The organism is Bradyrhizobium sp. CCBAU 45394, from assembly GCF_028128655.1.
GTDB classification, from domain to species: Bacteria; Pseudomonadota; Alphaproteobacteria; order Rhizobiales; family Xanthobacteraceae; genus Bradyrhizobium; species Bradyrhizobium diazoefficiens.
In genome coordinates, this window is the sequence record NZ_LBIX01000161.1 from 83,227 (window position 1) to 109,826 (window position 26,600).

Genomic DNA, 26,600 nt, shown 5'->3' on the forward strand with positions numbered 1-26,600 from the left:
CCTATACCGGCTCCTGCGTCGAGAATAGGGGTTTCGGCGCGGTATTCCGCAATGAAATAGGCCGAATTTCGGCGGTCCTGCGGGGACTTGCTAGGGGGATTTGGCTGCAGTCGCGATAGTCTCGGCCGCCGTCACGCTGGCCCGTGTGTTGGCTTGTGACTGTTCCTGCACCATGAACTGGGCCCTGGCGAGCTCGGCAAAATGGCCGCCTTTGGCCACGAGTTCATCGAAAGTTCCGCTTTCGGTCACGCGCCCGTTCTCGAATACCAGGATCCGCGTGGCGTTGCGGATGGTGGCGAGGCGGTGGGCGATCACGAAGGTGGTGCGGCCCCTCATCACTTCGTCGAGAGCGGCGTTCACCTTGACCTCGGTAACGGCGTCGAGCGCACTGGTCGCCTCGTCCAGGATCAGGATCGGCGGGTCCTTCAGCAGCGCACGCGCGATCGACAGCCGCTGCCGCTCGCCGCCGGAGAGCATGCGGCCGCGCTCGCCGGCATTGGTCTCGAACCCGCCGCTGCGCTCGATGAATTCGAGCGCCTGTGCGCGCTCGGCCGCCTTGCGCATCTCGGCTTCGGTCGCATCCGGCTTGCCGACGCGCAAATTCTCCGCGATCGAGCGGTTGAACAAGAGCGCTTCCTGGAATACGACGCCGATGTTCCGCCGCAGCGAGGTCAGCGTGACGCCGCGCACGTCCATGCCGTCGATCCTGATGAAGCCGGATTGCGGATCGAAGGCGCGATGCAACAGCGCAATCGCGGTGGACTTGCCGGCGCCGGTCGGGCCGACCAGCGCGACGGTCTGCCCGGGCAGCGCGGTGAAGGAGAGGTCCTCGACCGCCGGCCGCTTGCCGTCATAGGAGAAGGTGACGTCGTTGAACTCGACGAGGCCGGACAGGCGTCCGGCATCGATCGCGTCGGGACGGTCGTGGACCGCCGGCACGGCATCGAGCACGTTGAAGAATTCGCGCAGGCGCGGCGCTTCCATGAACACGTTGTTGATGAAGCTCACGACCTGCTCGAGCTTCTGGATCAGCAGCGTCGCAAAACTCACGAACATCACGATCTCGCCGACCGAGGTCAGCCCCTGGTCGTGCAGGGCGATGCCGAGCGTGAAGATCGCGAGCACAGTGATGGTGGTGGAGGCGCGCGTGATGACGGTGACGAGCGCCCACCAGGACAACACCGGCATCTGGGCTTCGAGCAATTGATTGGCGACCGAGCGCAGCCCCTGCACCTCGGATTCGACGCGCACGAAGCTCTGCACCAGCGCGACGTTGCCGAGCGCGTCGGAGGCCCGCGCGGAGAGCTCGCTGTAGTGCTCCTCGACCGCCATCTGCATGCCGAAGGTCCGGCGCACGACGAAAGTCGTCAGCGCCGTGAAGACGATGCAGAGCACGAACAGCAGGATCGCGAGCCGCCAGTTCAGATAGAGCGACAGCGGCAGCAGCACCACGACCGAGAGGATTGCGGCAAAGTGCTCGCGGAAGAAGCCGAGCCACAGCCGCCACAACGCGTCGGTGCCGTTGAGCATCACCTTCATCAGCCGGCCCGAATGGGTGCCGGAGTGGAAGGTCAGCGGCAGTTGCAGAATGTGCTCGAAATAGTCGGTCAGCACCGCCTGGCGCTGGCGGTGGGACAGCCGGTCGGCTTGCAGCGCAACGAGCGCGCTGCATGCGATGGTGAACAGCCCGAACGCGACCCAGGCAGCCAGGAAGGGCCATGCCGAGCTCGAACCGGCGACTGACTTGCCGGAGAGCACGTCGACGATGCGGCCGAACAGGACGGGCTCGGCGAATTGCGAGGCGGCGAGCAGGAGATTGGCAAACGCCAGCAGCCAGCCCAGCCGCGCCTCCTTGCCGAGCAGCTCGAGAACGCGGGTGTAGAGGCTGAAAATGGACATGCGGACCGGCAACTCGGGCGGATAACGGGGCCCGTATTCTAAGCAGGGATCGTCCGCGAGATACAGCGGAAGCTAGCGGTTTTGCTCAATTGATCAGCCGCCCTGCGACCGGCGGCAGGAACCGGTCGTCGAAGATGTCGCCCGCGGCCGGCCGCTTGCGGAATTTGAAGTCCTGGGCGATCTGGTCGATCGAGCGGTCCAGCCGCGCCGGGTCGATGCCGCCGAGGCCGTTGCGCTTGACCTCGTCGGTCAGGATGTTGTCGACGAGCACGGTGCGCAGGCGCTCCAGTTCGAGGTCGCGGTCGCCGTCGTCGATACGGCTCGCGGCCTCGTCCGCCGCACGGGCGGGCTCTTTGACGGTCGCGTTGATCCCGGCGATCAAGGCGCGGACAAATCCCTTAAGCGCGTCCGGCTTCGCCGCGGCGAAAGCGGGGTTGGCCACCACGGCAAAGCCATAGGCTTCGCAGCCATAGTCGGCGTAGCGCAGCACCACGAGATCGTCGCCGGGCACGCCGCGGTCGCGCAGGTTCACCGCCGAGAGATAGCTGAAGCCGGCGACGGCATCGACTTGCCCCGCGGACAGGATCGGCTCGCGCACCGCCGCGCTCATCTTGTGGAATTTGATGCGCGACACGTTGATGCCGTTCTGCTGCGCCAGTGCCGGCCACAGCCGCATCGACAGATCGCTGTCGGCGACGCCGACGGTCTTGCCGTCGAGATCGGGCAACAGGTGGATGCCGCGGCTCCTGCGCGCGACGATTGCGTAGGGCGCGCGGTTGAACAGCACGAACACCGCCTTGAGCGGCGCCGCCTCGTCCTTGTCGCGAAAGCGGATCAGCTCGTTGATGTCGACGAGCGCGAGCTCGCTGTCGCCCTTGACGACGCGCGCGAGCGTCTCCGGGGACCCGGGCGCGGTGTTGAAGGAGACGTTGAGGCGCTCGGCGCCGAATTTGCCGTCCTTCGCGGCAAGGAAGAACGGCGCCATGCTCGCATCGATCGGGCGGTCGAAGGTGAAGTGGATCGCGACGGAGGGCACGGCGGTCTCGGCCGCGGTGACGTCGCGTGCGGTCAGTGTCGCAAGCGAGATCGAGAGCGCCAGCAGGCAACGAGAAATGATCGTCTTGAATTCTGACATCAGTTGCGCCGGTCCCGCATTGTTGTGGTTTCGTGACGCTCGCAGCGCCGGCCGGCGACGAGCCTGCGCGCGCCAATATGAACGGCGGATGAGCGGTGGTTGCGTCACGATTACGCAACCCCGTTCAGCTTGTGTTGGGGTTCGGGAACCCAACATGGGACGTGGGTGTTTGAAAGACATGAGCCTGTCTGCGCAGGCACCATTCGAGGTCCCAAGGAGGGTCCAGGACATGTTCGACCGATTTTCGAGACTGGCCGGCCGCAAGGCCGTTCTCGCCACCGCTGCGGTGCTGGCGCTGACTGCGGTCGCTCCGACCGCCTCATACGCCGGCGGCCGTCACTGGCGTGGTGGTGGTGGCGCAGCGGCTGCCGCAGCCTTTGCCGGCATCGTCGGCACCGGCATTGCCATCGCCGCGACCCGTAATGCCTATGCCTACGACAACGGGCCCTATTATGGCGGTCCGGCCTATTACAGCGGCCCTGCCTATTACGGCGACGGCCCCTATTACGGTCCGGGCCCGAACTACCAGTATCAGCGCTACGGCGGCACCGCCCCCTCCGAGCTCTGCGGCCAAGGCTATTACACCAACTGCTACTAGCCTTGACGACGAGCCTTGAAGACCAGCCCTGGCGACCAGACCTTGGCTACCAAGGGTTGACCAAAACAGGCCGTCGCACTTGCCGCGCCGGCCTGTTTTTTGCTTTAATTGCCGGGCGTTAACGCGTTCGCCATTGGTTTAGAGTAGTTTTGAGTACCATGAGTGATTCGCTTGAGCGGCTATATCTGGCTGTGCTCGCGGCCAGAGACCTTGATCCGGCAACATCGCGCACCGCCCGGCTGTTTCAGCGTGGCCCCTCCAAAATGGCGAAGAAACTGGCCGAAGAGGCCATTGAGGTCGTCATCGATGCCGTCAATGGCGACACCGATGCCGTGGTCCGGGAAAGCGCCGACCTGCTCTACAACCTCACCGTGCTCTGGGCCTCGGCCGGCGTGCGCCCCGAGGACGTCTGGCGCGAGATGACGCGGCGGGAAGACATGCTCGGCATCGCCGAGAAGCTGCCGAAGTCGGCGATGAAGCTGCCCAAAGTTGCGTCACCGCGCGTCGCCGCGAGGCGGCCAATTGTCGCGCTCGAGGGCCGTACGGCGCGCAAGCGCCACTAGAACCGTCATAATTCGCCTCAATCTCAGCATGGACAAATCCGTCCCATGGTGCTTCATCGCGGCGCCATGCTGAAACGTATCTACGACTGGTGCATCGACGCCGCCCACAAGCCCTACGCGCTCTGGATCATGGGAGCCGTGGCTTTCGCCGAAAGCTCCTTCTTTCCGGTTCCGCCGGATGTGATGCTGATCCCGATGTCGCTGGCGCGCCCGCAGCGCGCCTGGGTCTACGCGGCGGTCTGCACCGCGACCTCGGTGCTCGGCGGCCTGCTGGGCTACGCCATCGGTGCGCTGCTGTTCGACTCGGTCGGCCACTGGCTGATCCAGGTCTATGGCCTCGGCGACAAGGTCGATGCCTTCCGCGCCTCCTATGCGGAGTGGGGTGCGGTGATCATCCTGCTCAAGGGGTTGACGCCGATCCCCTACAAGCTCGTCACCATCACCTCGGGCTTTGCCGGCTACAACATCGGCCTGTTCGTCCTGTGCTCGATCGTCGCGCGCGGCGGACGCTTCTTCATCGCCGCGATCCTGCTCAACCGCTATGGCGACTGGATCCGGGTTCGGATCGAGAAGCATCTCGGTCTGTGGGTCGCGCTCGGTGCCGCCGTGCTGGTGCTCGGCTTCGTGGTGGCGGTCAAGCTGATCTAGAGAATGATCCGGACCCGAAGGGCCGCGTCAGCGCAAAGCGTGAAGCGGTTTTGCGGATAGATCATGCTCGACGGATAACGCATCCGCAGCGCTTTGCCGCTGCGCCGGCTTCGGCTACGGTTGCCGTCATGATGGTTCGATCCGGCAATCCGGCCGTGCGGCTTGGGACGCTGACGTCAGCAGTGCTGCTGCTCCTGCTGGGTGCGGGCGGGACTGGATGGCCGCAATCCGCGCCGCCGGCGCTCGGCTTGCAGGAGCAGGGGCCGCAGGCTGCGCCGCCGCCATCGGCGCCTGCCCCGCCGGCGGGCGGGGAAAATCCTGGGCTGATCAACGAAATGGGCAAGCTGTTCGACAAGCTGCCCTCGATCCTGCCGCCGATCAAAAGTCCGAGCGAGACCATGAACGACCTGTCGCGGCTGGCCACGCCCTCGACCATGGTCTCGGGGCGCGTGGCCTGTCCGGTCTCGTCGAACGGCGCGCCGGATTGCAAGCAGGCCGCCGACCAGCTCTGCCAGGGCAAGGGCTACAAGCAAGGCAAGAGCCTCAACGCCGACTCCGCCGAGAAATGCTCGGCCAAGGTTCTCATCCCGGGCAGGCAACGCAAACCGGACGACTGCCGCACCGATACTTTCGTGACCAGCGCGCTGTGCCAGAACTGACGTGACGACGCCGCGCGCGAGCAACCAGGAGCGCCCATGAGCCGTACGGAGCAGGATTTCCTCGGACAGCGTGAGATCGCCGACGATATTTACTACGGCGTCCAGACCATCCGCGGGAAGGAGAACTTCCACATCACCGGCATTCCGATGAACCAGGAGCCTTACTTCGTGAAGGCGCTGGGTTACGTGAAGAAGGCCGCGGCGATGGCCAATCGCGATCTCGGCGTGATCGACACCAAGGTGGCCGATGCGATCATCCTCGGCTGCGACCGCGTGATTGCCGGCGACATGATGGATCAATTCGTCACCGACTTCATCCAGGGCGGCGCCGGCACCTCGACCAACATGAACGCCAACGAGGTGATCGCCAACCTCGCGCTGGAATCGCTGGGCTTCAAGAAGGGCGACTATCAGCACGTCAGCCCGAACGATCATGTGAACTACGGCCAGTCGACCAACGACACCTATCCGACCGCCTTCCGCCTCGCGCTGATCCTGCGGCTCGAGAGCTACATGACGGCGCTGCGCCAGCTCCAGGAGGCGTTCTTCGCCAAGGGCCGTGAGTTCGACCGCGTGCTGAAGATGGGCCGTACGCATCTTCAGGACGCCGTGCCGATGTCGCTCGGCGCCGAATTCCGCGGCTGGGGTACCACCATGGGCGAGGAGGTCGATCGTATCTCCGAGGCACGGGCGCTGCTGCGCGAGATCAATCTCGGCGCGACCGCGATCGGCACCTCCGTCACCGCGGCGCACGGCTATCCCAAGCTCGCCGTCCGGCATCTGAGCGCGCTGACCGGCATCGACTTCATTCTCGCCGGCGACCTCGTCGAGGCGACCTCGGACACCGGCGCCTATGTGCAGCTCTCCGGCGTGCTCAAGCGCACGGCGAGCAAGCTGACAAAAATCTGCAACGACATCCGGTTGCTGGCTTCGGGCCCGCGCGCCGGCTTCAACGAGATCAACCTGCCGCAGCTCCAGCCGGGCTCCTCGATCATGCCGGGCAAGGTCAATCCCGTGATCCCCGAGGTCGTCAACCAGACCAGCTTCCTCGTCATCGGCCTCGACACCACGGTGACGCTTGCCGCGTCCGCCGGCCAGCTCCAACTCAACGTGATGGAGCCGGTGATCTCGTTCGCGCTGTTCTTCTCGATCCGCACCATGGAGCGCGCGGTCAACAGCCTGCGCGAGAACTGCGTCGTCGGCATCACCGCCAACGCGGAGCACACCCGCAACATGGTGCTGAACTCGCTCGGTATCGTCACGGTGCTGAAGCCGCTGCTCGGCTACAAGCAATGCGCCGAGATCGCGCGCGAAGGTTACAAGAGCGGCAAGTCGCTGCACCAGATCGTGGTGGTCGAGCGCAAGCTGCTGACGCAGGAGAAGTGGGACGAGATGTTCTCGTTCGAGCGGCTGATCAATCCGGACCTGATTGCGTGATGTCTCATGGTCATTCCGGGGCGCGCGAAGCGCGAACCCGGAATCCATTTCGCCACGCGTGCGGAGGTCAGATGGATTCCGGGCTCGCGCCTTTCGGCGCCCCGGAATGACGGAAGAGGAATTCCGCGGCTTGGAATTGCGGTAACGGCATCTTCCGCGGCGGCAAAACGCAATACTTGACAGTGGAAAGATTGCCTTGTTGGTATGGCTCCCAGCTTCGATTTGACCGCCAATAGAGGATCGTTTCGCGATGTCCATGCCTGCCTTGTTCAAAGGGCGCCTGTCGATCCCCGTGATCGGCTCGCCGCTCTTCATCATCTCGGTGCCCGATCTCGTGATCGCGCAGTGCAAGGCGGGTGTCGTCGGCTCGTTTCCGGCGCTGAACGCGCGGCCGCCCGAGCTGCTCGACGAATGGCTGGCGCGGATCACCGAAGAGCTCGCGGCCTATGATCGCGCGCATCCCGACAGGCCGTCGGCGCCGTTCGCGGTCAACCAGATCGTGCACAAGTCGAACAACCGGCTCGATCACGACATGCAGCTCTGCGCCAAGTACAAGGTGCCGATGATCATCTCCTCGCTCGGCGCGCGCGAGGAACTGAACCAGGCCGTGCACGGCTGGGGCGGCATCGTCTTCCACGACGTGATCAACCAGAAATTCGCGCACAAGGCGATCGAGAAGGGCGCCGACGGCCTGATCCTGGTCGCGGCCGGCGCCGGCGGCCACGCCGGCGTGATCTCGCCGCTTGCCTTCGTGGCGGAAACGCGAAAGTGGTTCGACGGCCCGATCGCGCTGTCGGGCGCAATCGGCAACGGCAAGGCGATCCGCGCCGCGCGCATCCTCGGCGCCGACTTCGCCTATATCGGCTCGGCCTTCATTGCGACCAAGGAAGCCAACGCTGTCGAGAAGTACAAGGAGATGATCGCGGGGTCGACGGCCGACGACATCGTCTATTCCAACCTCTTCACCGGCGTGCACGGCAATTATCTGAAGCCCTCGATCCTCGCCGCCGGCATGGATCCGGAGAACCTGCCGACGTCCGATCCGTCCAAGATGAACTTCGGCACCGACGCCTCCGGCGAGCGCGCCAAGCCAAAGGCCTGGAAGGAGATCTGGGGCTCGGGCCAGGGCATCGGCAGCGTCGACCAGGTTCTGCCTGCCGCCGAGCTGATCGCGCGCTTCAAGAAGGAATACGACGAGGCGATCGATCCGCCGTTGTGAACGGCGGCTATTGCGTATTGCAGCGCGCGTATCTTTCCTCCGTCGTGCTGGACAAGCGCAGCGGAGCGGAGCGCAGATCCAGGACCCATTACCCCAGGGAGTAGTTTGGCGAAGACTCGGAGTTGAGAGTTGCGCGCCACAACTTCTCCCTGGGGTAATGGGTCCTGGCTTTCGCCAGGACGACACTGTCATTGGAACTCCGAGCGTCTCAGCCAACAGAGATCTGCACCATGCCCCCGATCTACCGTGTCGACGGCAACAGTGTCGTCACCAGCCCTGACGCTGCGGGTCCGTGGGACCGGCGCATGCAGCATGGCTCGGCGCCGGCATCGCTGGTGACGTGGGCGGCGGAGCGTATTCCGACGCCTGTTACGATGGACATCGCGCGCGTCACCATCGATCTGATGCGCCCGGTGCCGGTGGCGCCGCTCACGATCGAGACCGAGGTCTTGCGCGAGGGCCGCAAGATTCAGCTCTGCGAAATCAAGCTGCTCGCCGACGGCGTGCAGGTCGTGGGTGCCACAGTGCTGAAGATCAGGCGTCAGGCGCAGGCGCTGCCGGATGACGTCAAGGAAGTCCCGCTCACGCTGCCGTCACCGGAGGATTCGCTGGTCGAGGACGGTCATGCCGCCAGCAGCCCGTTCGTGCGCTCGGTCTCGATGCGCGCCGCGCGCGGCCGCTTCGGCCAGGCCGGTGCGGGCGCGATCTGGTTTCGCGTCGACCATCCCCTGATCGAGGGCGAAGCGATCTCGCAGGCCATGCGCGCCGTGGTCGCCGCCGACTTTTCCAACGGCACCGCCTCGACGCTCGACTTCCGCGCCTGGACCTACATCAACGCGGACCTCACCGTGAGCCTTGCGCGCCAGCCGGTCGGCGAATGGATCCTGCTCGACGGCGACTCCTGGATCGGCCCTGATGGCGCAGGACTCGCCATGTCGCGGCTGGCGGATCGGCAGGGCTATTTCGGTCGCGCGGTGCAGAGTTTGGTGATCGAGAAGCGGTGAGCGTGACGGCAAGCGCCGTGATCGCTGCTTGAGCCGAAGGAACGGCAGACTTCCGCCGCCGCGGAAGGGATGCCCTGGTCGCGAGCCTCTTCTCTTGTCCGGAGGTCTCTGTTCGACGCCAGCGTCCTGCCTGTTCAACTGCCGTAGACGATCTTGATCTCCCACAGCAGGACAACAATAGCCGTGATCAACGTGATCGCGGCCAACGCACTTTCCAAGGAAGCGACTCTCATTTGATACTCCGCTTCCCAGCCCCATCAGCGGTCTAGTTGATTCGTTGATTCGCCCGCAATCGCGCGGACGGCGTGCCTGAAAAGTCCCTTCCGCGCTGTTGTTCGCCGGTCACAGCGACACCGTAAAATCCCGGGGTCGGGCGCGGGGGCCTGCACGGTGCCGCCTGCCACAAGTTGCAGATCGAGACGACTACCCCACCATCCGGTCCCGCCCGCTCCAGAATCCCGCGCGCAGCACCTTCTTGTCGACCTTGCCGACGCCGGTCATCGGCAATTGCTTGACGAACTGGATCTGCTTTGGCGCATGCGCCGAACCTTTCCGCGTCTTCACGAAATTGATCAGCTCGTCCGGATCGGGCTTTGCGCCTTCGCGCGGCACCACGATGGCGGTGACGGCTTCGCCCCATTTCTCGTCGGGGATGCCGACGACCGCGACCATCGCGACATCGGCGTGCTGCGACAGCACGTCCTCGACCTCGCGCGGAAAGATGTTGAAGCCGCCGGAGACGATCATGTCCTTCTTGCGGTCGAGGATGAACATGTAGCCGCGCTCGTCCTTGCGCGCGATGTCGCCGGTGTGGACCCAGCCGTTCTTCAGCGTCTCGGCGGTGATGTCAGGCCGCTTCCAGTATTCCGCCATGACATGCGGGGCGCGCACGCAGATCTCGCCGGCCTCGCCCGTCTTCACCTCCTGGTCATTGTCGTCGAGGATCCTGACCTCGCAGGCCGCGATCGGGAAGCCGCAGGACAGGAACAGTTCGGGCGTCCGGGGATCATGGTCCTTCTTGCGCAGTACCGAGATCGGATAGCATTCGGTCTGGCCGTAGAGCTGCGAGAACACCGGCCCGATCCGTTCGATGCCCTCGATCAGTCGGCTCGGCGACATCGCGGACGCGCCGTAGAGCACGAGCTCGAGCGAGGAGAGGTCGGTCCTGCTCAGCGCGGGATGGTCGAGCAGCACATAAATCATGGTCGGCACGAACAGCGTGAAGTTGATGCGCTCGCGCGCGATCGTCGCCAGCACGGCCTCGGGATCGAAACCCTTCAGCATGTGCACGGTGCCGCCGCGCATCAGGGTCGGCAGCACCTTGGTGCCGGCGACATGGCTGATCGGGGCGACCGTGAGATAGCGCGCACCTTCCGGGATTTCGAAGTCGGCGAGGATCGCGGCGGCGGCTCCGGCATTTTCGCGGTGGTAGCGCAGCGCGCCCTTGGATTTGCCGGTCGTGCCGCCGGTGTAATTCAGCGTGGAGAGATCGTCAGGGCCGGCGAGGCAATGAGCGCTGGCATGGCCTTCGATCTCGATCGCCTGCAACAGGTCGACGCCATACCCGGCCGGTCCCGTGGTGAAGACCGCCTTGAGTCGGCTCGCACTCGCGGCAAGCTCGCCGCCGCGATCGCGGAACGCGGCCGCATCGACCACCAGCACCTCGGCCTCGGAATCCTCGAGTTGGAACAGCTGGTCTCCCCCCGATCCCAGTGGATGCAGCCAGGTGACGCAAAACCTCGACAATTGCGCTGCGACACCCGCGCACCAGGTGTCGGCGCGGTTCGCAGTGAGGAAGGCGACGCGCGCGCCGGGCTGCACTCCAAGCCGCATGAACACGCCCTGGATGCGCCCGATCAGGTCGATGGTGCCCTGATAACTCAGCGATCCGCCAGGCCAGGCGAACGCGGTGCGGCCGGGATAGCGCGCCAGCGCCCGCAGCGCCTGTGCGCAAGTCGGGGACGATGCGTGGAGCGGATCGGACATATGTTTCCTCGCTGCTTTGTCATCGGCTTCTGGCGTGCCAATGTTTGCCGTAACGCTAGCACAGGGAATGCGGGATGGAACGACACAGCCCGCGCGAGGGAGGCATGCGTGACGTCTGATCGGCTGCAACGTTTCCGCGATCGCCTGGCGCTGCCGCTGATCGCCGCGCCGATGTTTCTGGTGTCGGGCGTCGAGCTCATGGTCGCGGCCTGCCAGAGCGGCGTGATCGGCAGCTTTCCCAGCGCGAATTGCCGTAGCGCGGAACAGCTCGACGAATGGCTCCGCGAGATCGAAACGGGCCTGCGCCGGCATGAAGATCAAGCCGGCCGCAAGGCGGCGCCGCTCTGCCCAAACCTGATCGTGCACCGCTCCAATGCGCGGCTGGAGCAGGATCTCGCCGTGCTGCTGCGGCACAGGCCGGAGATCGTCATCACCTCGGTCGGCTCGCCCGCGCCAGTGCTCAAGCCGCTGCATGACGCCGGTGCGCTGGTGTTGGCGGATGTCGCCTCGATCCGCCACGCCGAACGTGCGGCGGAAGCAGGTGCCGATGGACTCGTGCTGCTCACGGCGGGCGCGGGCGGGCAGACCGGCTGGCTCAATCCGTTCGCCTTCGTCCGCGCGGTGCGCGCATTCTACGATGGCATCATCGTGGTCGCGGGCGGCATCAGCGATGGCCGCGCGCTGCATGCCGCGGAAGTGCTCGGCTGCGATCTCGGCTACATGGGCACGAAGTTTATCGCGACGCGCGAGAGCATGGCGGATGATCGTCACAAACGGATGCTGGTCGAGAGCAGCGCCGACGACATCCTGCTGACCACCGCGTTCACGGGGCTTCAGACCAGCATGCTGAAGCCGTCGATCGTCGCTGCGGGGCTTGATCCCGACGACCTGCCGGCGCGCGGGGCGATCGACATCGCCAAGGACATCGACGTCAACGCGCGCGAGAACCGGCCAAAGCGCTGGCGCGATATCTGGAGCGGCGGGCACTCGACATCCGGCGTGACCGATGTGCTTGCGGTTGACGATCTCGTCGCGCGGACGGTCGCAGAATATCGCGCGGCGGGTGGGCGATAGGTTCCTTTCCCTCTCCCCGTATGAACGGGGCGAGGAAGACCAGGCGCCGTCGCATCGATCACAGTTAATCCAGCACGGCTGCATTTCCCCCTCACTTAACGGCAGATTAACCATCGCCCGCCCAGAATCCCCCTCAAGGCCGCCAATCAGGACCGAGAGGGACAGGCGATGGATTTCGATTTTCTCAACTCCAAGACGGCGGCTTCGCTGGACGAAATCCGCGTCCGCGTGGCCCATGCGCTGGCCCGCCACCCGCTGTGCCGCAATGTGCGCTTCGATATCGTCAGCGTCCCCCGCACCCGCCGGGGCGGCAACTGGACGGTGACGCTGCAATCGGTCGAGCCGCGCGCGGTCTGGGAGGCCTCCGAAATCGTCGCGGACATCCAGGATGCCTACGATCTGGCCTCAGCTGCTTGATTTTACTCGGCTTTTTAGTCGTGTCGCCATAGGCATGGTGATTGTCGCCGCAAAGGCACACTCAAGCCTTAATTCGTTCCTTTTTCCCGGGCACCGTTGACAACATCGTGAACCGCCCCTCCCCCTCGGAGAGACGTTTGTCCAAAGCCATCACCATCGTCGTTCTGACCTGTTTCCTCGTCCTCGGTGCCGCCACCACCGCCATTCTCGGACGCGACAGCGTGCCCAGCGTTAGCGCCGAGATGATCACCCAGGCCCCGCCGAAACCGCTCGCGACCAACCGCGCCGCCAAGGCCGACCGTCTGGTTCCGACCCTGGCGCTTGCCTCGGCCGCGATCGAGCCGGTCCAGGTGCCCGCCGACAAGCTTGCGCAGGCGCCGGTGCTGACCGAGCCGCTGCGCCAGGCCTTTGCCGCCGCCACTCCGTCCGATTTTCCGATGTCCAAGACGGGTTCATCGGCGAGCGTGAACGAGGCGCCCACGGCGGAAGCTCCCGCCGTCGAAGTCCCGGCCAAGCCGAAAGTCGTCGCCAAGCCGCAGCCGCAGAAGTCCTATTCGCTGCTCTCCGACGTTCAGATTTCGGGCATCAAGGATCGTCTGAAGCTGTCGTCGTCGCAGGAATATTACTGGCCTTCGGTCGAGACGGCGCTGCGCAACGTCGTCCGCAGGATCCAGGCGAACAAGCTGTCGAATCCGAACGCGCCGCCCGGCGCGCAGATCGATCCGAACTGCGACGAGGTCCAGCAGTTGAAGTCGGCCGCGATGCCGCTCCTGTTCCAACTGCGTGACGACCAGAAAGAGGAAGTGCGCAAGCTCGCCCGCATCATTGGGCTCGAGAAGGTCGCGCAGCAGATCTGACGCGCGGTTTCCCGAAGAGATCATGCTCAAACAATGAGCTGAGGCGCGGTGGCAAGCCATCGCGCCGAGGGAACCGTCGATATCAGGAACATCCGGCAATCTCCAGGCGTTGCCCGCTCCAAAAGAGGGAGTGGACCAATGCGCGCCTCGACAGCCTATTTCGTCGGTGCCGGAACCATCGTCGCGGCCATCGCCATTGGTCTCGGTGGCGGCATCGTCGCCGGCAACATCATGAATCCGATCGCGCCCAAGCAGGGGCCGGATGCCGGCAAGCTGGCGCAGCGCACGGAAGCGGCTATCGCGCCGGTCCAGAGCAATGCGCCGTCGGAGCGCGTGCAATATCTCACCGGCTCGCAAGCCTTCGGCGCGATGATCGCCGCGCCCGCGCAGGCGCGGGACGACGCCAAGCCTGAGACAAGGCCCGACACGCAGGTCACTCCGGCGAACGCCGAGCTGCCTGCGCCACAGCCGTCGCAAGCGGCCGCGGTCGAGCCGCCGAAACCGGCATCGCCATCGCCTCCGCAGGCCGCAAAGCCCGTCGAACAGCAGGCTTCGACAGAGCCGTCCTCCTCACCTGACAACGCCTATGCCAAGGCGAGGGATTTTGACGTGAAGCATGCCGCGTCCGAACGGCGCCGGATGGATCGGCGCGAGCGTTGGTCCGAGCGTCACCGCTATGAGTCCCGCGATCCCCGCGGCATGCGCGACCGGACCGATTGGGACGACGTGGCCCGCAACATCCGCCAAGATTCAGACGCGCGCGATTACGCGGGCCGGCCGCGCGGTAGCTTCCCGCAGATCAGGCTGTTCGGCCCCGACGACGACTAGCACCTAACCCAGGATCGCGGTCGCTGCGCGCTCGGCAATCAGGATCGTCGGCGTCTGGATGTTGCCGGAGATCATGATCGGGATCAACGAGGCGTCCGCGATATGCAAGCCGTCAATGCCTCGCACCTGCAACCGCTGCGGATCGACGACGGCGAGATCGTCCGTGCCCATCCGGCAGCGCCTCGTCATTCCGGGATGCGTGCGCAGCACGCAGGCCCGGAATCCATTTATCCGCGATGACCGCAGCGCGATGGATTCCGGGCTCGCGCCGTCGGCGCGCCCCGGAATGACCGCTAGCTCACCCCCCGTGCGACTCCACCACCTTGCGGCAGCCGTCCGAAAGCTTCGACTTGTTCTCGCGCAGGCAGGCGTTCATCTGCGGCGGCTTGCCGACATGCTCGGCGCAGAATTTGCTGGCGTCGCCGCGGCAGGCCATCTGCTCCTGCAGCGTCGGACCGGATTGTGCCGCGGCGGGCAGGGCGGTGGCGGCAAGCAGCAGCGCGGCAAGAATCGAAATCTTCATAAAACACCTCTTTGGGCTTGTCGGTGGTCCCATTCGGGATCAAGCGGGCGGACCATCTCGCGAAGGCCTGGTGCCGGTCCATGCCATGTTCATGGCATCGGATCGCGCTTCTGGCCTGCGTACCCCCATCTTCATGGCATGTATCCGTACGCCGTCTTTTGCCATTCAGACTGCACGTCGGCTGCGAACCCGGTGATTGCACCGGGACGCCGAACGGGAAGCAGGAGAGCAAGATGTCGAAAAGAGCGGGAGTGCTGAGCGCCGGGCTGACGATCATGGCGCTGGCGGGTGCGGCGATGGTGTCGCTGGGCACGAGCCCGGCGCAGGCGGTGGTCTATTGCAAGACGGTCGGCGTGCCCAAGGGCTGCGTGGTGCGGCCGACGGCGGCGGTGGTGGTCGCGCCGGGAGCCCCGGTCGCGGCGGCTGCGGTCGCGACGCCCGGCGTCGGTGCGCCCGGTGTCGGCGTACGTGCCGGCACGCCGATGAATCGCGGCGGCCCGGTCAATCGCGTCGGTGTTCGCTGACGATCTCGTTCGAATTGAGTTGATTGCATCGCTTCGGGCGACGTGATGACCCTGCGGACGAACCCCCCGTCCTCCGCATGAAGATCATCCGGCCCGTTCCCTCTCTCCGTGCGTCCCACACGTTCGGGGAGGGGGCTTTTTCAGCCGGCAGCGGCGTCGCTGTCGGGAAAGATTTGCGGCAATTGCAGCCGCACCCGCGTGCCCGAGGCATCCGAGCTCAGATCGAGCACCGCGCCGCAGCGCGCGGCGCGGCTTCTCATGTTGCGCAAGCCCCGCGCGGTCTGGCTCGCGCTAGCGGCCTCGCAATTGCCGGCCAGCGCAAAACCGCGGCCGTCGTCGGTCACGCTGATCACGCCGTACGGCCCCTGGTCCGCGTCGAGCGTCTCGATCGTGACCGCGATATTGCCGGCGTGCGCGTGCTTGACCGCATTGGTCACGGCCTCGTCGAGGATGCGCACGATCTGGATGACGTGCCATGGCCTGAGCTCGGGATGCAGCGGCAGGCCCTGCGGCGTCGCCACGCGCCAGTCGAGCGCGATGTCGTGCGGGCGCAATTGCATCGCCGCGCGCTCGCGCCAGGAGCCGAGCGCGAGCATGAGGTCGCCGCCGATGTCGTCCATGGAGTCGATAACGAGACGGAGATCCTTCAGCGCCGCGCGGGCGGCGTCTGTGATGGTCGCACCCTCATGGCCGCGCTCGGACAGCGCGACGATGCTGACGAGCTGGCCGCCGAGGCCGTCATGCAGGTCGCGCATCAGCCGCGTGCGCTCGTTGGCGAGCGCGGCGGCCCGGGCGCGCGCCTCCTCGCGGGCAAAGCTCGCCTTCAGCCGCTCCTCGGCCTCGCGCACGCGCGTCACGAGCTGGCCGGCAAAGCTGTCGACCTGGTTCAGCGCGCGGGCGAAGCGCCAGGTCAGGCCGGCGCCGATCGCGACCAGCATCGCCGAATAGGACAGGCGCGAGACGAAGATGCGTTCGTTGGTGACGATCTCGGACACCGACAGCATGTCGTGGACCCAGCAGGTCAGCACGATGCTCACCGCGCAGCCGAGCGTGAAGCTCGCGGCATCCTGCCGCCGCACAACCGCGGCCGCGGTGACGCAGGCCATCAGGAACAGGCAGACCCCGACCGTGGGGATGCCAAGCAGGAGAAACAGAATGCGCGGCAGTGGCGGCCCGGCGATCAGCCCGACCACGAACACGACGATGCCCGGCGCGAACAGCAGCGCGCCGTAACGCGGCCAGCGCCAGCCGAAGAACAGCACGCCGAACACGACGATCAGCGCGCTCTCGGTCGGTGCCGATGCCAGCAGCACCGCGGCAAGCCGCGACGTGGTGGCCGGCGGCACCGGCGGCGGTACGAACGCCTGCACCACGCCGAGCACCATCGCCGCCGCCAGCACGCCGTAAACCGGCTCGCGGCGCCGCATCAGCCACATGATCGCAAGGATGACGGCGAGGATGGACTGCCAGGCGGAGAACACCACCGGCAACGTGACGAACAGCAGCGTGCGTGTCTCATAGGCGGGACGCAAGGCTGCATCGGGGCCGACATAGACGGTGTCGAGAAAACCCTTCAAGGGTCCCCATACGAACAGCCGTACCGTGATCTCGTTGCCGCCGTCACGCAGCAACGATGCGGGAATGAGCGCGATGAGCGGCGTGTTACGGTCCGGCCGGTTGGCGTTGAAATCGCGGCGGGAGTCGAGCACGACGACACCGTTGACGGCGACCTCCACCGCATTGCTGAAGCGCGGCAGGAACACCGACCATCCCGTCGCCGCATCGCCGCGCCCAACCGTGAAGGCGCCGGTGTAGAGCGGCGGATCGGCCAGAGAGTAACGCGACGAGGTGAAGTGCGGCAGCGTCACGGGACGGCTCGCGCCGTCCTCCCGCAGCGAAAATCCGCTCAAGGCAAAATCGTCGGGGTCGCTCGGCTGGAGCAGCCGCAGCCCGAGGATGGTGGCGATCACGATCATCGCCTGGAGCAGCAGGTAAGGCACGAGGCGCGCGGCCAGCAGCCGGCGCCGCGCGGGTTTGGCCGGTGCCTTCGCCGCGATCTCGCTCACAGCTTGATCAGGCCCTGCTGGACGGCCTCGAACACCGCTTCGCTGCGCGTGTGGACCTCGAGCTTGCGATAGATGTTCTTGATGTGCCCGGGCACGGTCTGCCTGGACAGGCCGAGATGGCTTGCGATCTCGGCATAGCTGAAACCTTTGGCGATGCCCCAGAGGATGTCGATCTCGCGCGGGGTCAGTCTTGCGGTGTTGAGTGCGGGGCCCGGGGGCGGCTCCGCCGAATTTTGCGTTCGCCGCACGATGAAACGTGCGATCGAGGCCGAGATCGGGGAATGGCCGGCGACCAGATCGCGCACGGTGGTGGCGATATCGGTGGGGAAAGCGTCCTTGAGCAGGTAGCCGGTGGCGCCGACCGTGATCGCGGAGATCACACTCTCCTCGTCGCCGAGCGCCGAGATCACCATGATCTCGGTGTCGGGAAAGCGCTGCCGGACCTCGCGGATCAGCTCGACGCCATGGCCGTCGGGAAGCTTGAGATCGGTGAGCAGCACGCGCGGTGCCGCCTCGCCCAGCGCTGACCGGGCCTCTCCCAGCGTGCCGGCGCTGCGCACCTCGTAGCCGGCCTTGACCAGCGCATCCTGCAGCCGCCAGCAGGTCGGCGCGTCATCCTCGACGAGGAGGATGGTGATGGCGTCACCCGTCTCGCCCTGTTCGCTCATGTCCATCGTCCCGCACCGCGTGTCCCCCGCGGCGCACGGCAAGTTTACCCGCAGCAGGCACGCCGCGACACCCATAATCATGGGGGCCGCAATGAGGCGGCGTCCCGGACGCCTACTGCTTCGTCGCGGCCGGTTTGTCCGTCGGCATCGGCAGGCTCGGCAGTCGCTGCACGATGATGCGCGCGGTGCCGGCATTGTTCTTGTAGAACTGCTCATAGGGCCCCTGGACCGCGTCGAGCATCGCCGGCCGCAACGCTGCCGGCAGCAGTGCTGGGTAAATCTGCACGGCGTCGTTGACGTAGAAGAACAGATCGCCGGCGTCGGGCGCGACGAATTCGGCCACCAGCCGTCCCGACAGTTTCTGGTCCTCCCAGATCGTGCGCGCCGTGGGATCCTTCGGCACCGGGTCGAAAGGTCCGAGCTTGCTGACAGCGAGCTTGAGCGGATTGTTGTCGGGGAGTGCCTCGAACTCCTTCGTCTTGTCCAGCTGGGTCGGATACCTGCCCTTGCGCTTGTCCGCATCGTCCTCGGCCGGAATGGTCGGATTCATCCGGCGCGGCAATTCCTCGGCCGGCATGACGTTGACGGCCTGCAGCGGAATGTCGCTCATTCCCTTCGTGCCGATGCGCACCACGGGCTGGAACCAGGCGGCGCCGAACTGACGGAGCGTCGGCAGGGCGAGGTAGTGAGGCGTGAAATAGGTCATGAAGCCGTTCGTGCCGCTCATGATGGTGCGGTCGAACCAGGGATCCTCGATCTCGACCCAGACGCGGTATTTGCGGCCCTTCTCGACCGCAAGGCCGCTCCACCAGCAAAACTCCCTCGTCGCGAAGCGGCCGGGCGCATCGACCGGCTCGTCGGGCACCGGCGTCCCGGCCTCCGGCCCGGGCGTCGCGCAGATATTTCCGGTCGCGGTGCGGGCCGTGAAGACGCTGGTCGCTCCGATTAGCAGTGCGGCGTAGAAGATGATGAACAGGAAGATGCCCGGCAGCACGAGCCTGACGAAGAACCAGCGGGCCGGCCCCGCATTCAGCCGCATCCATCGGGCGAAGCGGAGCAGCATGCCGGGCTCGTCGACATGCCGCCGGCTTGCCATGCGGTGCGGCCTGCTCCAGGCCAGCCGCGCGCGTTCCTGGATGGTGTCGCGCAGCACCGTGTTCCTGCGCCAGATCAGGTAGGTGATGGCCAGGACGGTCGAGGTGGCGAACGGGTAATACAGCGTGATGTCGAGCCACGGCGCCGCATAGGATGGCAGAACGTTCCTGACGAGATTGGCGAGCGGACCCAGCACGGCGCCAACGAGCCAATCGATGGTGGCGATGACGTGCAGCACCACCGTGCCTTGCAGACCGTTATCCTTCGACACCCCGATCAGGCTGCGGGCGATCCACGGCCAGACCGCGATCACGCCGACCATGAACAGCAGCGAGAAATAGGCGACGCGCCGCCACCACACGGTGTCGCGCGTGAGCCTGGCCATTTCGGCGCTGGGCGTGCTCATGCGCGTGAACGCTTCGGCCTCGCTTTCGCGCCGCGGGCCCTTGGCTTTCGCCAGATAGGCCTGCTTCATCACCCCGCGGGTACTGTCCGCGATGAGGTTCAGCTTGCTGCCGTCCGGCATCAGCACCAGCGCGTCCGCCGGCAGCATGATCGGCGCGTAGTCGTCGCAGCCGAACAGCATGCGTTCGATGACGGCGAAGTGCACCACCGGCAGCCCGCCATTGACCTCACCGGCGAGGACCGGGCGTGGTCCGTAACGATAGAGCACGGCGGCGCCGCTGCGCGAATCGTGCTTCGGTCCGATCGCCGATTGGTAGTCCCTGAAGTGCTCGATCTCGCCGTCCTGGAAACGGAGCCGGCCTTCGAGCTGATCGGTCATCCAGACCAGCGGCACGAAGGACAGCGTGGAATCCGGATAGCCGCCGCCGACGTCGGAATGGACGCCGGTGAACCACACCTCCTTGACCGTCTGGTCGGCCGCCAAATGGCTCTGGTCGATCCGCAGCGGATGGAAGGTGGTGCGCTCGTCGTCCAGCGCCAGCGCATGACAGATGTGCTTCACCTTGCGCGAGGGCCGGTGATTGCGGAACGAGATCGGCCAGATCGCCCAGTCGATCGCGACGCGCAGCTCCTCGATCGGGACGCCGAAGGCCTCGACCGTGTCGAACAGCCCCATGAATTCGATGTCGACGTCCTTGCGACCGTTCATCGCCGCCCGGACATCGGCGTAGGAACGGTGACCGCAGATCGAATGATAGAGATAGAGCAGGAAATCGCGGATGAAGCGCGCGATCCAGATCGTCGGCAGGCTCTTCTTCCATGGCACGGTGTCGCGGCGGTATTCCCGCCACGCGGCCATGGCGTTGCGCCCCATCTCCTCATGCGACACCGGCGTGCCTTCGATCTCCGCCGGCACCAGGCCCTGGCTCGCGATCATGGACGCCAGCGTGCGCGCGGTGAAGGCGCCGCGGCTGAAGCCGAAGATGTAGATCTCGTCGCCCTCGCGCCAGTTCCAGCACAGGAAGCGGTAGAGCTTGCGGACGTTGGAGGGCACGCCGAAACCGGTTGCGCCGTCGAGCGCGGCGAGCGGCGCCCAGCCGGCGGTGCCGACACCCTTGATGTAGTGGGTGATCTGGTCCGGCTGGGTGTGGTCGAGCGCCTCGTAGAGACGCCAGACGCTGGATTCCTGGGCTGTGAACGCATTGCCCGTGCCGTCGGCGAACAGCACCAGCTTGCGTTTCGACCGGGCGGCGTCGGCCGTCCCGCCGGCATTCATCCTGCTATGCGGGTGTTCCGGTCCGGCAGTATCAGCGGTCCGCGCGCCATCCTGATCTGGCATGGGCTCCTCCGGCAATTTCACGAGGAAGCGCTTCAGGCCCGAGCCGGCACTCCTCGGACTCAATCAACGATTGCGTTATAAAATGGGATGTATTCTGCGCATAGTCCCGCTGAGGTAGCAAGCAGGAACGCGCGGTCTCGCCGCGGTCGGACGTCGCGGAATGACGGTCGCGAAAAGCATTTGGTTTTGCTGGTCGGCGTGCCGGACGGCGAGGGGAAGCGATGTCGCTCTTCGTAGGGTGGGGTAGCGTCAGCGTAACCCACCTCTTCTGCTTCGGCGGATAGGGAAGTGGTGGGTTACGGCTTCGCCCAACCCACTCTACAAGCCTACAATGTCTCCACCCGCGGCGGCGGATAGCGCCGCGCCAGTGCCGACAGCGGCAGGTGCCGCTCGCCTTCCGGCAGCTCCAGAAAGGCCAGCACGAGTGGCCGCTTCCAGTCGCCGATGCCGAAATCCATCGCCGTCCATTTCTGCGGCTCGGGGCCTTCGAGGCCCCGGACCCAGACGAAATAGCGGGGGAGGTCGTCGGAGTCGGCTTCCGTCGTGCGTCTCCTGGCCATCAAAGCTGCTCGCTGCAACACCACGTTGCTGCAGGATATAGGTATCGACTTGGCGAAGTCGAACGCGCCGCCGATCGTTCGTTCCGGCACGCGCGCGGCCTTCTGCCGGCACAGCGCGTTGGGGAGGGCCGACGCTGGTTGCAGGCGGCACTTTCTCGTCACTGCCAGAGCCGACTCTCCGCAACCCGGTTGATGTCGGCGAGCCGCCGGTCGGCGTCGGCATTCAGGTCGATGCTTGCGACCAGCGCCAGCAGGCGGCGATAGGCGCCGTCGGCAATTTCGACCGGCAGCGGGGCCTCGTCAAAGGCCTCGACATAGCTGCCGACGAGACTGCTCAACAGGCGGCACAGGCCGCGCTGGGATGGATGGTCCCGGCCGAGCACCTCGAGTTTCTGCTGAAAGATCCGGAAGGTGCGCAAACCGTGGTGCTGCTGCGAAAGCCACGTGTGCAGGTCGTTCATGTGAGCCTCTTCGAATGACGGAAGAAGCTACCGGTTTATAAAGTGGGGACGGGAGGATGGGAAGGGATTGAGCTACGTTGAGCCAGTCCGTCTTCGCCAAGAGGCTTCGCCGGACACGCTTCGCCCTTCGGTCTCGCATGGCTGCGCCACGCGAAGCCCGAAGGGCGAAGCGTGGTGCCCCTGGCCGGTAACCGCCTAATGCCATAACTATTTGAATTTGAATTATTTTTCGTCGTCAATGGCGGCCGATACCAACAGAAATACCAACAAACCGACGCGCGGTATTAGCTGGCAAAAAAAAATAGCAGGCTCCCCGGCAGCAGGCACACCCCATGCCGTTCCGGTCTCCACAATCGCCCTGGCCGGCACCCCAATAAACCTTCAAGCAATTGATTTTATGCAGAAATATTTTATCCCACTTCTGATCCTACCAACGCTGCTATCAACATTGTTGAAGGCTGGCGAACATGGCACACGTCGCGGCCTGATCGCCGGCAAGCGTGCTGAAGCGGCCATTGCCGAGAACCCGCGGAAGTCCGACCGCGCTATTGCCGAGGAAATCGGGGGCAGCAATCGGAGCGTAAATCGCGCTCGCCATTCAACTGGGACACAAGACCCAGTTGCGAAGCGCGTCGGCAAGGATGGCAAGCATGGTCGAAGCCGCGAACGCCGCTAACCCAGGTCATATCGCCCGCGGGAGCGGCACGCTGGAACCAGGCCGGGGGAGTGGGAAGCTAATGGACAAACTCCACCCCGGCGAAAACACCGCGACGCCATACGAGGCGGCACGGGAAGCTCGTCCGAAATTCGTCGAAGGATAGGTCGAAGCCAGTCGACCGGATTGGAATATCTTTTAGCAGTACGCCGGCGCCAAGAACGGAAAGGTTTAACATCTTGCAGGGCGTGATGATCACGTCGCCTGGCAGCGAGAGCATAACCATCTGGTCCACCGTCTTGCGTGTGACGCGTCGCCGCTCAACACCCGTCCATTCGAGAGACACTTTCAGTCCCCTCAAGGTTAGCAGCATCACAGGGCGGGGTCGCCGACCAATGGGACGGCGACCCCTAGCCGGGAAGTCGCCGGTACGCGAGACGAGGACGACTTCGCGACTGCATCTAGCATCGTCGCCGGCCCCGGCGAGCGCAAGAACGTCCGTGCGTTAGTGTTACTTGGGCTGCTTAACGACGCTCCGCGAGGCGATGCCTTCAACACTTCGCAACGTCCGTGCGAACTCAGACCGTAGATGCTGCGCGTGCGCCGCATCCTTTGGCTCTGACAAAAACGCAACTTTCACGAGGAAGCGGTTCAGTAGCGATGCTATGGCGAGGTTGTCCGAGTGTTGCGAGCGCATGGCCGTGAGTTGCCGACGCATCTCAATAAGATCGAGGGGGGCGCTGTCTGACCGCCTTTTCAAATGCAACTCGCGCGAGATGTCCAATCAAATCAAACGAAGCCGCCGCGCCGAGTATATTGGCGCGACGGCTGCGCCATGGTGAACCCGAATGGGACTATGTCCGGTGCAAGAGAGGCTAACTCTCCTTAGCCCCGGTGCAATCGAAGACGCGGATTAAGCTTGATGTCGCCGCGGAACGTTAAATCTGGAACAAGGCTGCTGTCCCTGGCAGCATGCCCGCGCGTTCAGTTCGACGCCCTTGTCCAGCGACGTCCCGGCGAGGCGATTGATATAGATCCTCATTGCGCATCAGCTCGACACCACGGGCTGATCGTGCTGCCTAGGAGGCCAGCCGAAGATCGTATCGGCGCTTCAACCGATCGCTTGTGACCTTGGCAGCATATTGAATGCGGTCGAGATCGCCTCCGTCGTTCGCTATGACACACAATTGCCAGTTGATGCCCTGTGGTTGATAGGCCGCGTATTCGACTTCTACTGAGACGACATGTTCGGAGCCGGGGAAACTACGAATGTCCTGAAGCGCAATGCGTTCGAGGTCAGCCTTCGAAATTAAAGCTTTTGCCACCTACATCTCCTGATGTTGGCAAAGGGACGCCGAGCGGCACACCGTAGCCAACCGAACCTGCGCGGCTAAGTTCCTATGGGGGCTGCGATGCTTCGATCTTTAGCCCCGCCGCGGAGCGGAAGCGTCAATTGAAGGTAAAACCGCTTCGTGGCGTTGGCAGTAATGAAAGCCTCCAACGAATGTCGAAACGTCGTTGTTCGATGTTCCCTTTCCTCAGGCCTACTGTTGACGATCGCCGATGTCGAACGCGCCTAGACGGTAATCTTCCCCCACCGATTGCTCAGTCGTCGGCCGCGCGATCAAAGTGAAGGTCGCGTCGGGATAGCGCGTCCACACCTCAATGTCCTCTGAAGTGACGGTTAGATATCCGAAAGAGCACTTGTAGCGACCCGGCTCGGTTACCCGGCCGACTTTGTCCCACGTGATCTTATTAACGCGCATTCTTGCTCAATCGAAAAAGAAACCCGCTCCACTTTCGGGGAGCGGGCTTCTCCTGCCCATGCGTATCGCGCCCTGTCCGTTAAGCGCTCAACTAGCGTAGTTCGGATTGGTTTCCGCCCGGTTACTATTCGCAGTCAAGCGAACGAGGGCCGCGGTGATAGGACGTTTGTTGTGCTAGCTCCGCTCGTTCTCGGGCAATGATCCCGGCGGGGGTTTGAGTTCTTCTAGGCCGGCTTCGATCACCGCGAGTTCGTCTTATATTGCTTTGACAGCACTTTGTGGGTTGATGCCCGACACGGCTTGCAGCTCAGCGAGAACCTTGCGGCGATGCGCGAGTAAGTCCGTCAGCGCGCGACGGTCCCGCACCTTCACGTAGCCAGCGACGATCAGTTCCATGGCCTTTGACACGTTCGTCGTTTCCTAATCCGCGCCTTGCAGTCATCGCGGTTGGTAAAGCACCCTCAGACCAGCTTCTGTCATGCGGCATTCGATACCCGTTTTCGTTGAGCGTCGTTCGATCCAGCCATTTCGCAGAAGCGCAAGCTTGGTTCCGGGGGTGTCGGGCAACTTCGTGGAGGCGATCCAATCGACATCCCGCAGAAAGTTGAGAAATGCCTTTTGGTCAATTTCGTCTCAAGCGAGCGCTCTGTTTGCATTGCAACTAATTTTGCATTTGCATTCTTGAGGATCAGTTACCAACCGGGTGGAGTCGGCAATCTTTTCTAAATGGCTCGAAATTATGCTTCGAACATGGATCACGAGGGCGCATCGGCGGCTTGGTTCGTTCCGGCTCTCAGGCGAAGCTACGCTCGTCTAGCAGCGTGGATGACGCGCGGTAATCGCGCGCCTGAGCCCAGCCGCTTGCCGGCGCCGCCGCGCTCAGAGCGGCCAGCTCGCTTTCCTGATCCACCGAGACGGCCAGCGCCGCCGCGCATTTAGGCACTGCGAATGACGAACAGTCGCACATCAACGCGTCCGTGGTCGCCAGACGAAGAGGCGGAATTGCTCTCGCTCTTTAGCGCAGGTGCCACAGCTGAAGAGGTCGGCGAGCGGCTAGGCCGCACCCGACAAGCGGTTTACGCTCGCTTGCAGCGCTTTCAAAAACAGCGGGGACGAGCGAGTAGGACGAGTGGGAGGTTATTCGCTCAGTTGCCGGAGTGATCTAGAACGGCGATCAATCTTTAAGGTCGCAAGATCACATCTGCTGCGGACATGGGGCCGCGATCTGACCGCATCGCCCGTTAATCCGCTGACTAACTCTCAGCCGGTACATCGAAGGTTCAATTGCCTTCACTGCAAAAAGGCCCAAGCTATAGGCGGTCGCATTGAGGGCAACCGATGACCAGCCCGACTGATAGTGAATTGCGCGCCGCTGTGACCGCCGCCATTGAGCAGTGGAAGACTTCGCGCCAGCTTCCCCACCTGTCGCCAAACGATTGTGAGACGTTGAACAAGCTGATCATTACCGGACTTCAAACCGTGCTGTTCCAGCGTGCGAAGGCCTTCGACAAGCGCTAAGCCGTATAGCTTGATCAAACGACGCGATCTTTAATCGAAGCATGCGCGCGAAAGCCCGCGTTCATCCAAGCCCTTGCTTGGGTATGTCCAACCTTCATGGAGCTTTCGTTGCTCCACCACGCCGTGAATTTGTGAGCCGATGCTGGAAGCTTTCTTCTAAGTATCTCTTCCATTTCGGAGAAGGTTAGCCGAACGATTTGTCTGCGCTCGCTCAACAGCCGTTGATGCAATGGTTCGTAGATCGATTTTCGGAAGGTCATGGTCTCAGTGGCCGGCAAGGCAGAAATTCGCTCATCGTACACGGGCTCGCTTTCAAAATTCGGCGACCGCCAATCCGAGCCGGGGGCTCAGACGCCGTAGGCGCGACCAATCTGTTTCGTCATCGCGATCGCGGCTGCGGTATAGCGACCATCTGACAAATAGTGATCGTACGTCGTTAAGAAGAGGAGCGCCAAGAGCGCAATCAGAATTCCCTTGCACATAGCGGACTTCTCCAGCGAGGAGACTGCCAACCGAGTGTAAAATCGAAATGGAACAGGTACTTCCAAGGGAGCCGCGGTGCGGCGATTACAACCATCTCAGCATTGACGAGAAGCCGCAATTTTCGGTTAACTCGTTTCGGACCGACCTCGCAGCTTCTGCCTTTGGCACTGCGTCGCGGCGAGGCGAACTAGTGCGCCGCAGCGACGAATTTTT

At 64.2% G+C, this 26,600-nt stretch carries 28 protein-coding genes and 1 pseudogene; 15 read left to right on the forward strand and 14 right to left on the reverse strand.

The annotated features are described in order from the left end of the window. Positions 1 to 90: 90 nt before the first annotated feature. Positions 91 to 1,899: a glucan ABC transporter ATP-binding protein/ permease gene (locus tag WN73_RS19950; protein WP_028173592.1), complete on the reverse strand. Its 1,809-nt coding sequence runs from the start codon at positions 1,897 to 1,899 to the stop codon at positions 91 to 93. An 85-nt stretch (positions 1,900 to 1,984) separates the two neighbouring features. Beyond that, on the reverse strand, positions 1,985 to 3,034 hold the full coding sequence (locus tag WN73_RS19955) for an ABC transporter substrate-binding protein (RefSeq protein ID WP_271554509.1): 1,050 nt from the start codon (positions 3,032 to 3,034) through the stop codon (positions 1,985 to 1,987). A 229-nt stretch (positions 3,035 to 3,263) separates the two neighbouring features. Between WN73_RS19955 and WN73_RS19960 the strand changes: the two genes are divergently transcribed. From WN73_RS19960 to WN73_RS19990, 7 genes are all read left to right on the forward strand, one after another. Beyond that, positions 3,264 to 3,632, forward strand: a complete 369-nt coding sequence (locus tag WN73_RS19960) for a hypothetical protein (protein ID WP_271554510.1) — start codon at positions 3,264 to 3,266, stop codon at positions 3,630 to 3,632. 158 nt (positions 3,633 to 3,790) lie between these two features. Further along, entirely contained in the window at positions 3,791 to 4,195 is a 405-nt protein-coding gene (gene hisE / locus WN73_RS19965) for a phosphoribosyl-ATP diphosphatase (protein ID WP_011084141.1), read from the forward strand. Positions 4,196 to 4,240: 45 nt separating this feature from the next. Further along, on the forward strand, positions 4,241 to 4,843 hold the full coding sequence (locus tag WN73_RS19970; protein WP_161533195.1) for a YqaA family protein: 603 nt from the start codon (positions 4,241 to 4,243) through the stop codon (positions 4,841 to 4,843). 128 nt (positions 4,844 to 4,971) lie between these two features. Further along, the gene (locus WN73_RS19975; RefSeq protein ID WP_028173589.1) at positions 4,972 to 5,502 is read left to right on the forward strand and encodes a hypothetical protein; all 531 of its coding nucleotides are present in this window, start codon (positions 4,972 to 4,974) and stop codon (positions 5,500 to 5,502) included. A gap of 36 nt (positions 5,503 to 5,538) precedes the next feature. Continuing rightward, positions 5,539 to 6,939, forward strand: coding sequence for an aspartate ammonia-lyase (locus tag WN73_RS19980; RefSeq protein WP_271554512.1), 1,401 nt, complete (start codon positions 5,539 to 5,541; stop codon positions 6,937 to 6,939). Positions 6,940 to 7,189: 250 nt separating this feature from the next. Next, on the forward strand, positions 7,190 to 8,158 hold the full coding sequence (locus WN73_RS19985) for an NAD(P)H-dependent flavin oxidoreductase (protein ID WP_011084145.1): 969 nt from the start codon (positions 7,190 to 7,192) through the stop codon (positions 8,156 to 8,158). A gap of 230 nt (positions 8,159 to 8,388) precedes the next feature. Continuing rightward, positions 8,389 to 9,162, forward strand: a complete 774-nt coding sequence (locus tag WN73_RS19990) for a thioesterase family protein (RefSeq protein ID WP_271554514.1) — start codon at positions 8,389 to 8,391, stop codon at positions 9,160 to 9,162. Positions 9,163 to 9,585: 423 nt separating this feature from the next. On the opposite strand, the gene WN73_RS19995 is transcribed toward WN73_RS19990, so the two are convergent. Beyond that, positions 9,586 to 11,148: an AMP-binding protein gene (locus WN73_RS19995; RefSeq protein WP_271554515.1), complete on the reverse strand. Its 1,563-nt coding sequence runs from the start codon at positions 11,146 to 11,148 to the stop codon at positions 9,586 to 9,588. 108 nt (positions 11,149 to 11,256) lie between these two features. Here WN73_RS19995 and WN73_RS20000 point away from each other — a divergent pair, with 108 nt between their 5' ends. From WN73_RS20000 to WN73_RS20015, 4 genes are all read left to right on the forward strand, one after another. Beyond that, positions 11,257 to 12,222, forward strand: a complete 966-nt coding sequence (locus tag WN73_RS20000) for an NAD(P)H-dependent flavin oxidoreductase (RefSeq protein ID WP_271554517.1) — start codon at positions 11,257 to 11,259, stop codon at positions 12,220 to 12,222. A 168-nt stretch (positions 12,223 to 12,390) separates the two neighbouring features. Then, the gene (locus WN73_RS20005; RefSeq protein WP_028173584.1) at positions 12,391 to 12,639 is read left to right on the forward strand and encodes a hypothetical protein; all 249 of its coding nucleotides are present in this window, start codon (positions 12,391 to 12,393) and stop codon (positions 12,637 to 12,639) included. A gap of 137 nt (positions 12,640 to 12,776) precedes the next feature. Further along, complete coding sequence (locus WN73_RS20010) at positions 12,777 to 13,496, forward strand: hypothetical protein (protein WP_038965342.1); 720 nt, start codon at positions 12,777 to 12,779, stop codon at positions 13,494 to 13,496. 138 nt (positions 13,497 to 13,634) lie between these two features. Continuing rightward, positions 13,635 to 14,324 (forward strand): hypothetical protein, encoded by a 690-nt coding sequence (locus WN73_RS20015; RefSeq protein ID WP_028173582.1) that lies wholly within the window; start codon positions 13,635 to 13,637, stop codon positions 14,322 to 14,324. Between the two features lie 3 nt (positions 14,325 to 14,327). Here WN73_RS20015 and WN73_RS20020 read toward each other — a convergent pair. Continuing rightward, positions 14,328 to 14,510: pseudogene (locus WN73_RS20020) on the reverse strand (GMC oxidoreductase); the annotation flags it as partial. A 112-nt stretch (positions 14,511 to 14,622) separates the two neighbouring features. Beyond that, entirely contained in the window at positions 14,623 to 14,847 is a 225-nt protein-coding gene (locus WN73_RS20025) for a cysteine rich repeat-containing protein (protein WP_028173581.1), read from the reverse strand. A 233-nt stretch (positions 14,848 to 15,080) separates the two neighbouring features. On the opposite strand from WN73_RS20025, the gene WN73_RS20030 reads away from it, so the two are divergent. After that, positions 15,081 to 15,371, forward strand: coding sequence for a hypothetical protein (locus WN73_RS20030; RefSeq protein ID WP_028173580.1), 291 nt, complete (start codon positions 15,081 to 15,083; stop codon positions 15,369 to 15,371). A gap of 140 nt (positions 15,372 to 15,511) precedes the next feature. On the opposite strand, the gene WN73_RS20035 is transcribed toward WN73_RS20030, so the two are convergent. The 5 genes from WN73_RS20035 to WN73_RS20055 form a co-directional block, all read right to left on the reverse strand. Next, complete coding sequence (locus WN73_RS20035) at positions 15,512 to 17,437, reverse strand: sensor histidine kinase (RefSeq protein WP_271554519.1); 1,926 nt, start codon at positions 17,435 to 17,437, stop codon at positions 15,512 to 15,514. Further along, positions 17,434 to 18,105 carry a response regulator gene (locus tag WN73_RS20040; protein WP_028173578.1) on the reverse strand — a complete coding sequence of 224 codons (672 nt, stop codon included), beginning with the start codon at positions 18,103 to 18,105 and terminating at the stop codon, positions 17,434 to 17,436. The genes WN73_RS20035 and WN73_RS20040 overlap by 4 nt, the downstream gene beginning before the upstream one ends. 112 nt (positions 18,106 to 18,217) lie before the next feature. Continuing rightward, positions 18,218 to 20,944, reverse strand: coding sequence for a DUF2235 domain-containing protein (locus tag WN73_RS20045; protein WP_039186634.1), 2,727 nt, complete (start codon positions 20,942 to 20,944; stop codon positions 18,218 to 18,220). Between the two features lie 326 nt (positions 20,945 to 21,270). After that, positions 21,271 to 21,504: a hypothetical protein gene (locus tag WN73_RS20050; protein ID WP_161533203.1), complete on the reverse strand. Its 234-nt coding sequence runs from the start codon at positions 21,502 to 21,504 to the stop codon at positions 21,271 to 21,273. 158 nt (positions 21,505 to 21,662) lie between these two features. Beyond that, complete coding sequence (locus WN73_RS20055; protein WP_271554523.1) at positions 21,663 to 21,965, reverse strand: hypothetical protein; 303 nt, start codon at positions 21,963 to 21,965, stop codon at positions 21,663 to 21,665. A gap of 211 nt (positions 21,966 to 22,176) precedes the next feature. Here WN73_RS20055 and WN73_RS20060 point away from each other — a divergent pair, with 211 nt between their 5' ends. Further along, positions 22,177 to 22,641, forward strand: a complete 465-nt coding sequence (locus WN73_RS20060) for a hypothetical protein (RefSeq protein ID WP_271554524.1) — start codon at positions 22,177 to 22,179, stop codon at positions 22,639 to 22,641. 1,058 nt (positions 22,642 to 23,699) lie between these two features. Here the strand turns inward: WN73_RS20060 and WN73_RS20065 are convergent. From WN73_RS20065 to WN73_RS20075, 3 genes are all read right to left on the reverse strand, one after another. After that, the gene (locus WN73_RS20065) at positions 23,700 to 23,945 is read right to left on the reverse strand and encodes a hypothetical protein (RefSeq protein ID WP_097668979.1); all 246 of its coding nucleotides are present in this window, start codon (positions 23,943 to 23,945) and stop codon (positions 23,700 to 23,702) included. Positions 23,946 to 24,164: 219 nt separating this feature from the next. Beyond that, positions 24,165 to 24,386, reverse strand: coding sequence for a hypothetical protein (locus WN73_RS20070; RefSeq protein WP_097668980.1), 222 nt, complete (start codon positions 24,384 to 24,386; stop codon positions 24,165 to 24,167). A 255-nt stretch (positions 24,387 to 24,641) separates the two neighbouring features. Continuing rightward, complete coding sequence (locus tag WN73_RS20075) at positions 24,642 to 24,782, reverse strand: hypothetical protein (RefSeq protein ID WP_271554525.1); 141 nt, start codon at positions 24,780 to 24,782, stop codon at positions 24,642 to 24,644. A gap of 552 nt (positions 24,783 to 25,334) precedes the next feature. Here WN73_RS20075 and WN73_RS44715 point away from each other — a divergent pair. Both WN73_RS44715 and WN73_RS20080 read left to right on the forward strand, forming a co-directional pair. Then, positions 25,335 to 25,547, forward strand: coding sequence for a helix-turn-helix domain-containing protein (locus tag WN73_RS44715; RefSeq protein WP_371740485.1), 213 nt, complete (start codon positions 25,335 to 25,337; stop codon positions 25,545 to 25,547). Positions 25,548 to 25,724: 177 nt separating this feature from the next. Beyond that, positions 25,725 to 25,904: a hypothetical protein gene (locus WN73_RS20080; RefSeq protein ID WP_143279317.1), complete on the forward strand. Its 180-nt coding sequence runs from the start codon at positions 25,725 to 25,727 to the stop codon at positions 25,902 to 25,904. Between the two features lie 14 nt (positions 25,905 to 25,918). Here WN73_RS20080 and WN73_RS44720 read toward each other — a convergent pair whose 3' ends face one another. Beyond that, the gene (locus WN73_RS44720) at positions 25,919 to 26,164 is read right to left on the reverse strand and encodes a DUF7662 domain-containing protein (protein ID WP_442870117.1); all 246 of its coding nucleotides are present in this window, start codon (positions 26,162 to 26,164) and stop codon (positions 25,919 to 25,921) included. Positions 26,165 to 26,600 lie beyond the last annotated feature (436 nt).

Excerpts from the sequence above, each read along its gene's own strand:
- WN73_RS19950 (WP_028173592.1), bottom strand. The coding sequence starts at position 1,899 with ATGTCCATTTTCAGCCTCTACACCCGCGTTCTCGAGCTGCTCGGCAAG.
- WN73_RS19955 (WP_271554509.1), bottom strand. The coding sequence starts at position 3,034 with ATGTCAGAATTCAAGACGATCATTTCTCGTTGCCTGCTGGCGCTCTCG.
- WN73_RS19960 (WP_271554510.1), top strand. The coding sequence starts at position 3,264 with ATGTTCGACCGATTTTCGAGACTGGCCGGCCGCAAGGCCGTTCTCGCC.
- hisE (WP_011084141.1), top strand. The coding sequence starts at position 3,791 with ATGAGTGATTCGCTTGAGCGGCTATATCTGGCTGTGCTCGCGGCCAGA.
- WN73_RS19970 (WP_161533195.1), top strand. The coding sequence starts at position 4,241 with ATGGTGCTTCATCGCGGCGCCATGCTGAAACGTATCTACGACTGGTGC.
- WN73_RS19975 (WP_028173589.1), top strand. The coding sequence starts at position 4,972 with ATGATGGTTCGATCCGGCAATCCGGCCGTGCGGCTTGGGACGCTGACG.
- WN73_RS19980 (WP_271554512.1), top strand. The coding sequence starts at position 5,539 with ATGAGCCGTACGGAGCAGGATTTCCTCGGACAGCGTGAGATCGCCGAC.
- WN73_RS19985 (WP_011084145.1), top strand. The coding sequence starts at position 7,190 with ATGTCCATGCCTGCCTTGTTCAAAGGGCGCCTGTCGATCCCCGTGATC.
- WN73_RS19990 (WP_271554514.1), top strand. The coding sequence starts at position 8,389 with ATGCCCCCGATCTACCGTGTCGACGGCAACAGTGTCGTCACCAGCCCT.
- WN73_RS19995 (WP_271554515.1), bottom strand. The coding sequence starts at position 11,148 with ATGTCCGATCCGCTCCACGCATCGTCCCCGACTTGCGCACAGGCGCTG.
- WN73_RS20005 (WP_028173584.1), top strand. The coding sequence starts at position 12,391 with ATGGATTTCGATTTTCTCAACTCCAAGACGGCGGCTTCGCTGGACGAA.
- WN73_RS20015 (WP_028173582.1), top strand. The coding sequence starts at position 13,635 with ATGCGCGCCTCGACAGCCTATTTCGTCGGTGCCGGAACCATCGTCGCG.
- WN73_RS20025 (WP_028173581.1), bottom strand. The coding sequence starts at position 14,847 with ATGAAGATTTCGATTCTTGCCGCGCTGCTGCTTGCCGCCACCGCCCTG.
- WN73_RS20030 (WP_028173580.1), top strand. The coding sequence starts at position 15,081 with ATGTCGAAAAGAGCGGGAGTGCTGAGCGCCGGGCTGACGATCATGGCG.
- WN73_RS20040 (WP_028173578.1), bottom strand. The coding sequence starts at position 18,105 with ATGAGCGAACAGGGCGAGACGGGTGACGCCATCACCATCCTCCTCGTC.
- WN73_RS20045 (WP_039186634.1), bottom strand. The coding sequence starts at position 20,944 with ATGCCAGATCAGGATGGCGCGCGGACCGCTGATACTGCCGGACCGGAA.
- WN73_RS20050 (WP_161533203.1), bottom strand. The coding sequence starts at position 21,504 with ATGGCCAGGAGACGCACGACGGAAGCCGACTCCGACGACCTCCCCCGC.
- WN73_RS20055 (WP_271554523.1), bottom strand. The coding sequence starts at position 21,965 with ATGAACGACCTGCACACGTGGCTTTCGCAGCAGCACCACGGTTTGCGC.
- WN73_RS20070 (WP_097668980.1), bottom strand. The coding sequence starts at position 24,386 with ATGCGCGTTAATAAGATCACGTGGGACAAAGTCGGCCGGGTAACCGAG.
- WN73_RS20075 (WP_271554525.1), bottom strand. The coding sequence starts at position 24,782 with ATGGAACTGATCGTCGCTGGCTACGTGAAGGTGCGGGACCGTCGCGCG.
- WN73_RS44715 (WP_371740485.1), top strand. The coding sequence starts at position 25,335 with ATGACGAACAGTCGCACATCAACGCGTCCGTGGTCGCCAGACGAAGAG.
- WN73_RS20080 (WP_143279317.1), top strand. The coding sequence starts at position 25,725 with ATGACCAGCCCGACTGATAGTGAATTGCGCGCCGCTGTGACCGCCGCC.
- WN73_RS44720 (WP_442870117.1), bottom strand. The coding sequence starts at position 26,164 with ATGACCTTCCGAAAATCGATCTACGAACCATTGCATCAACGGCTGTTG.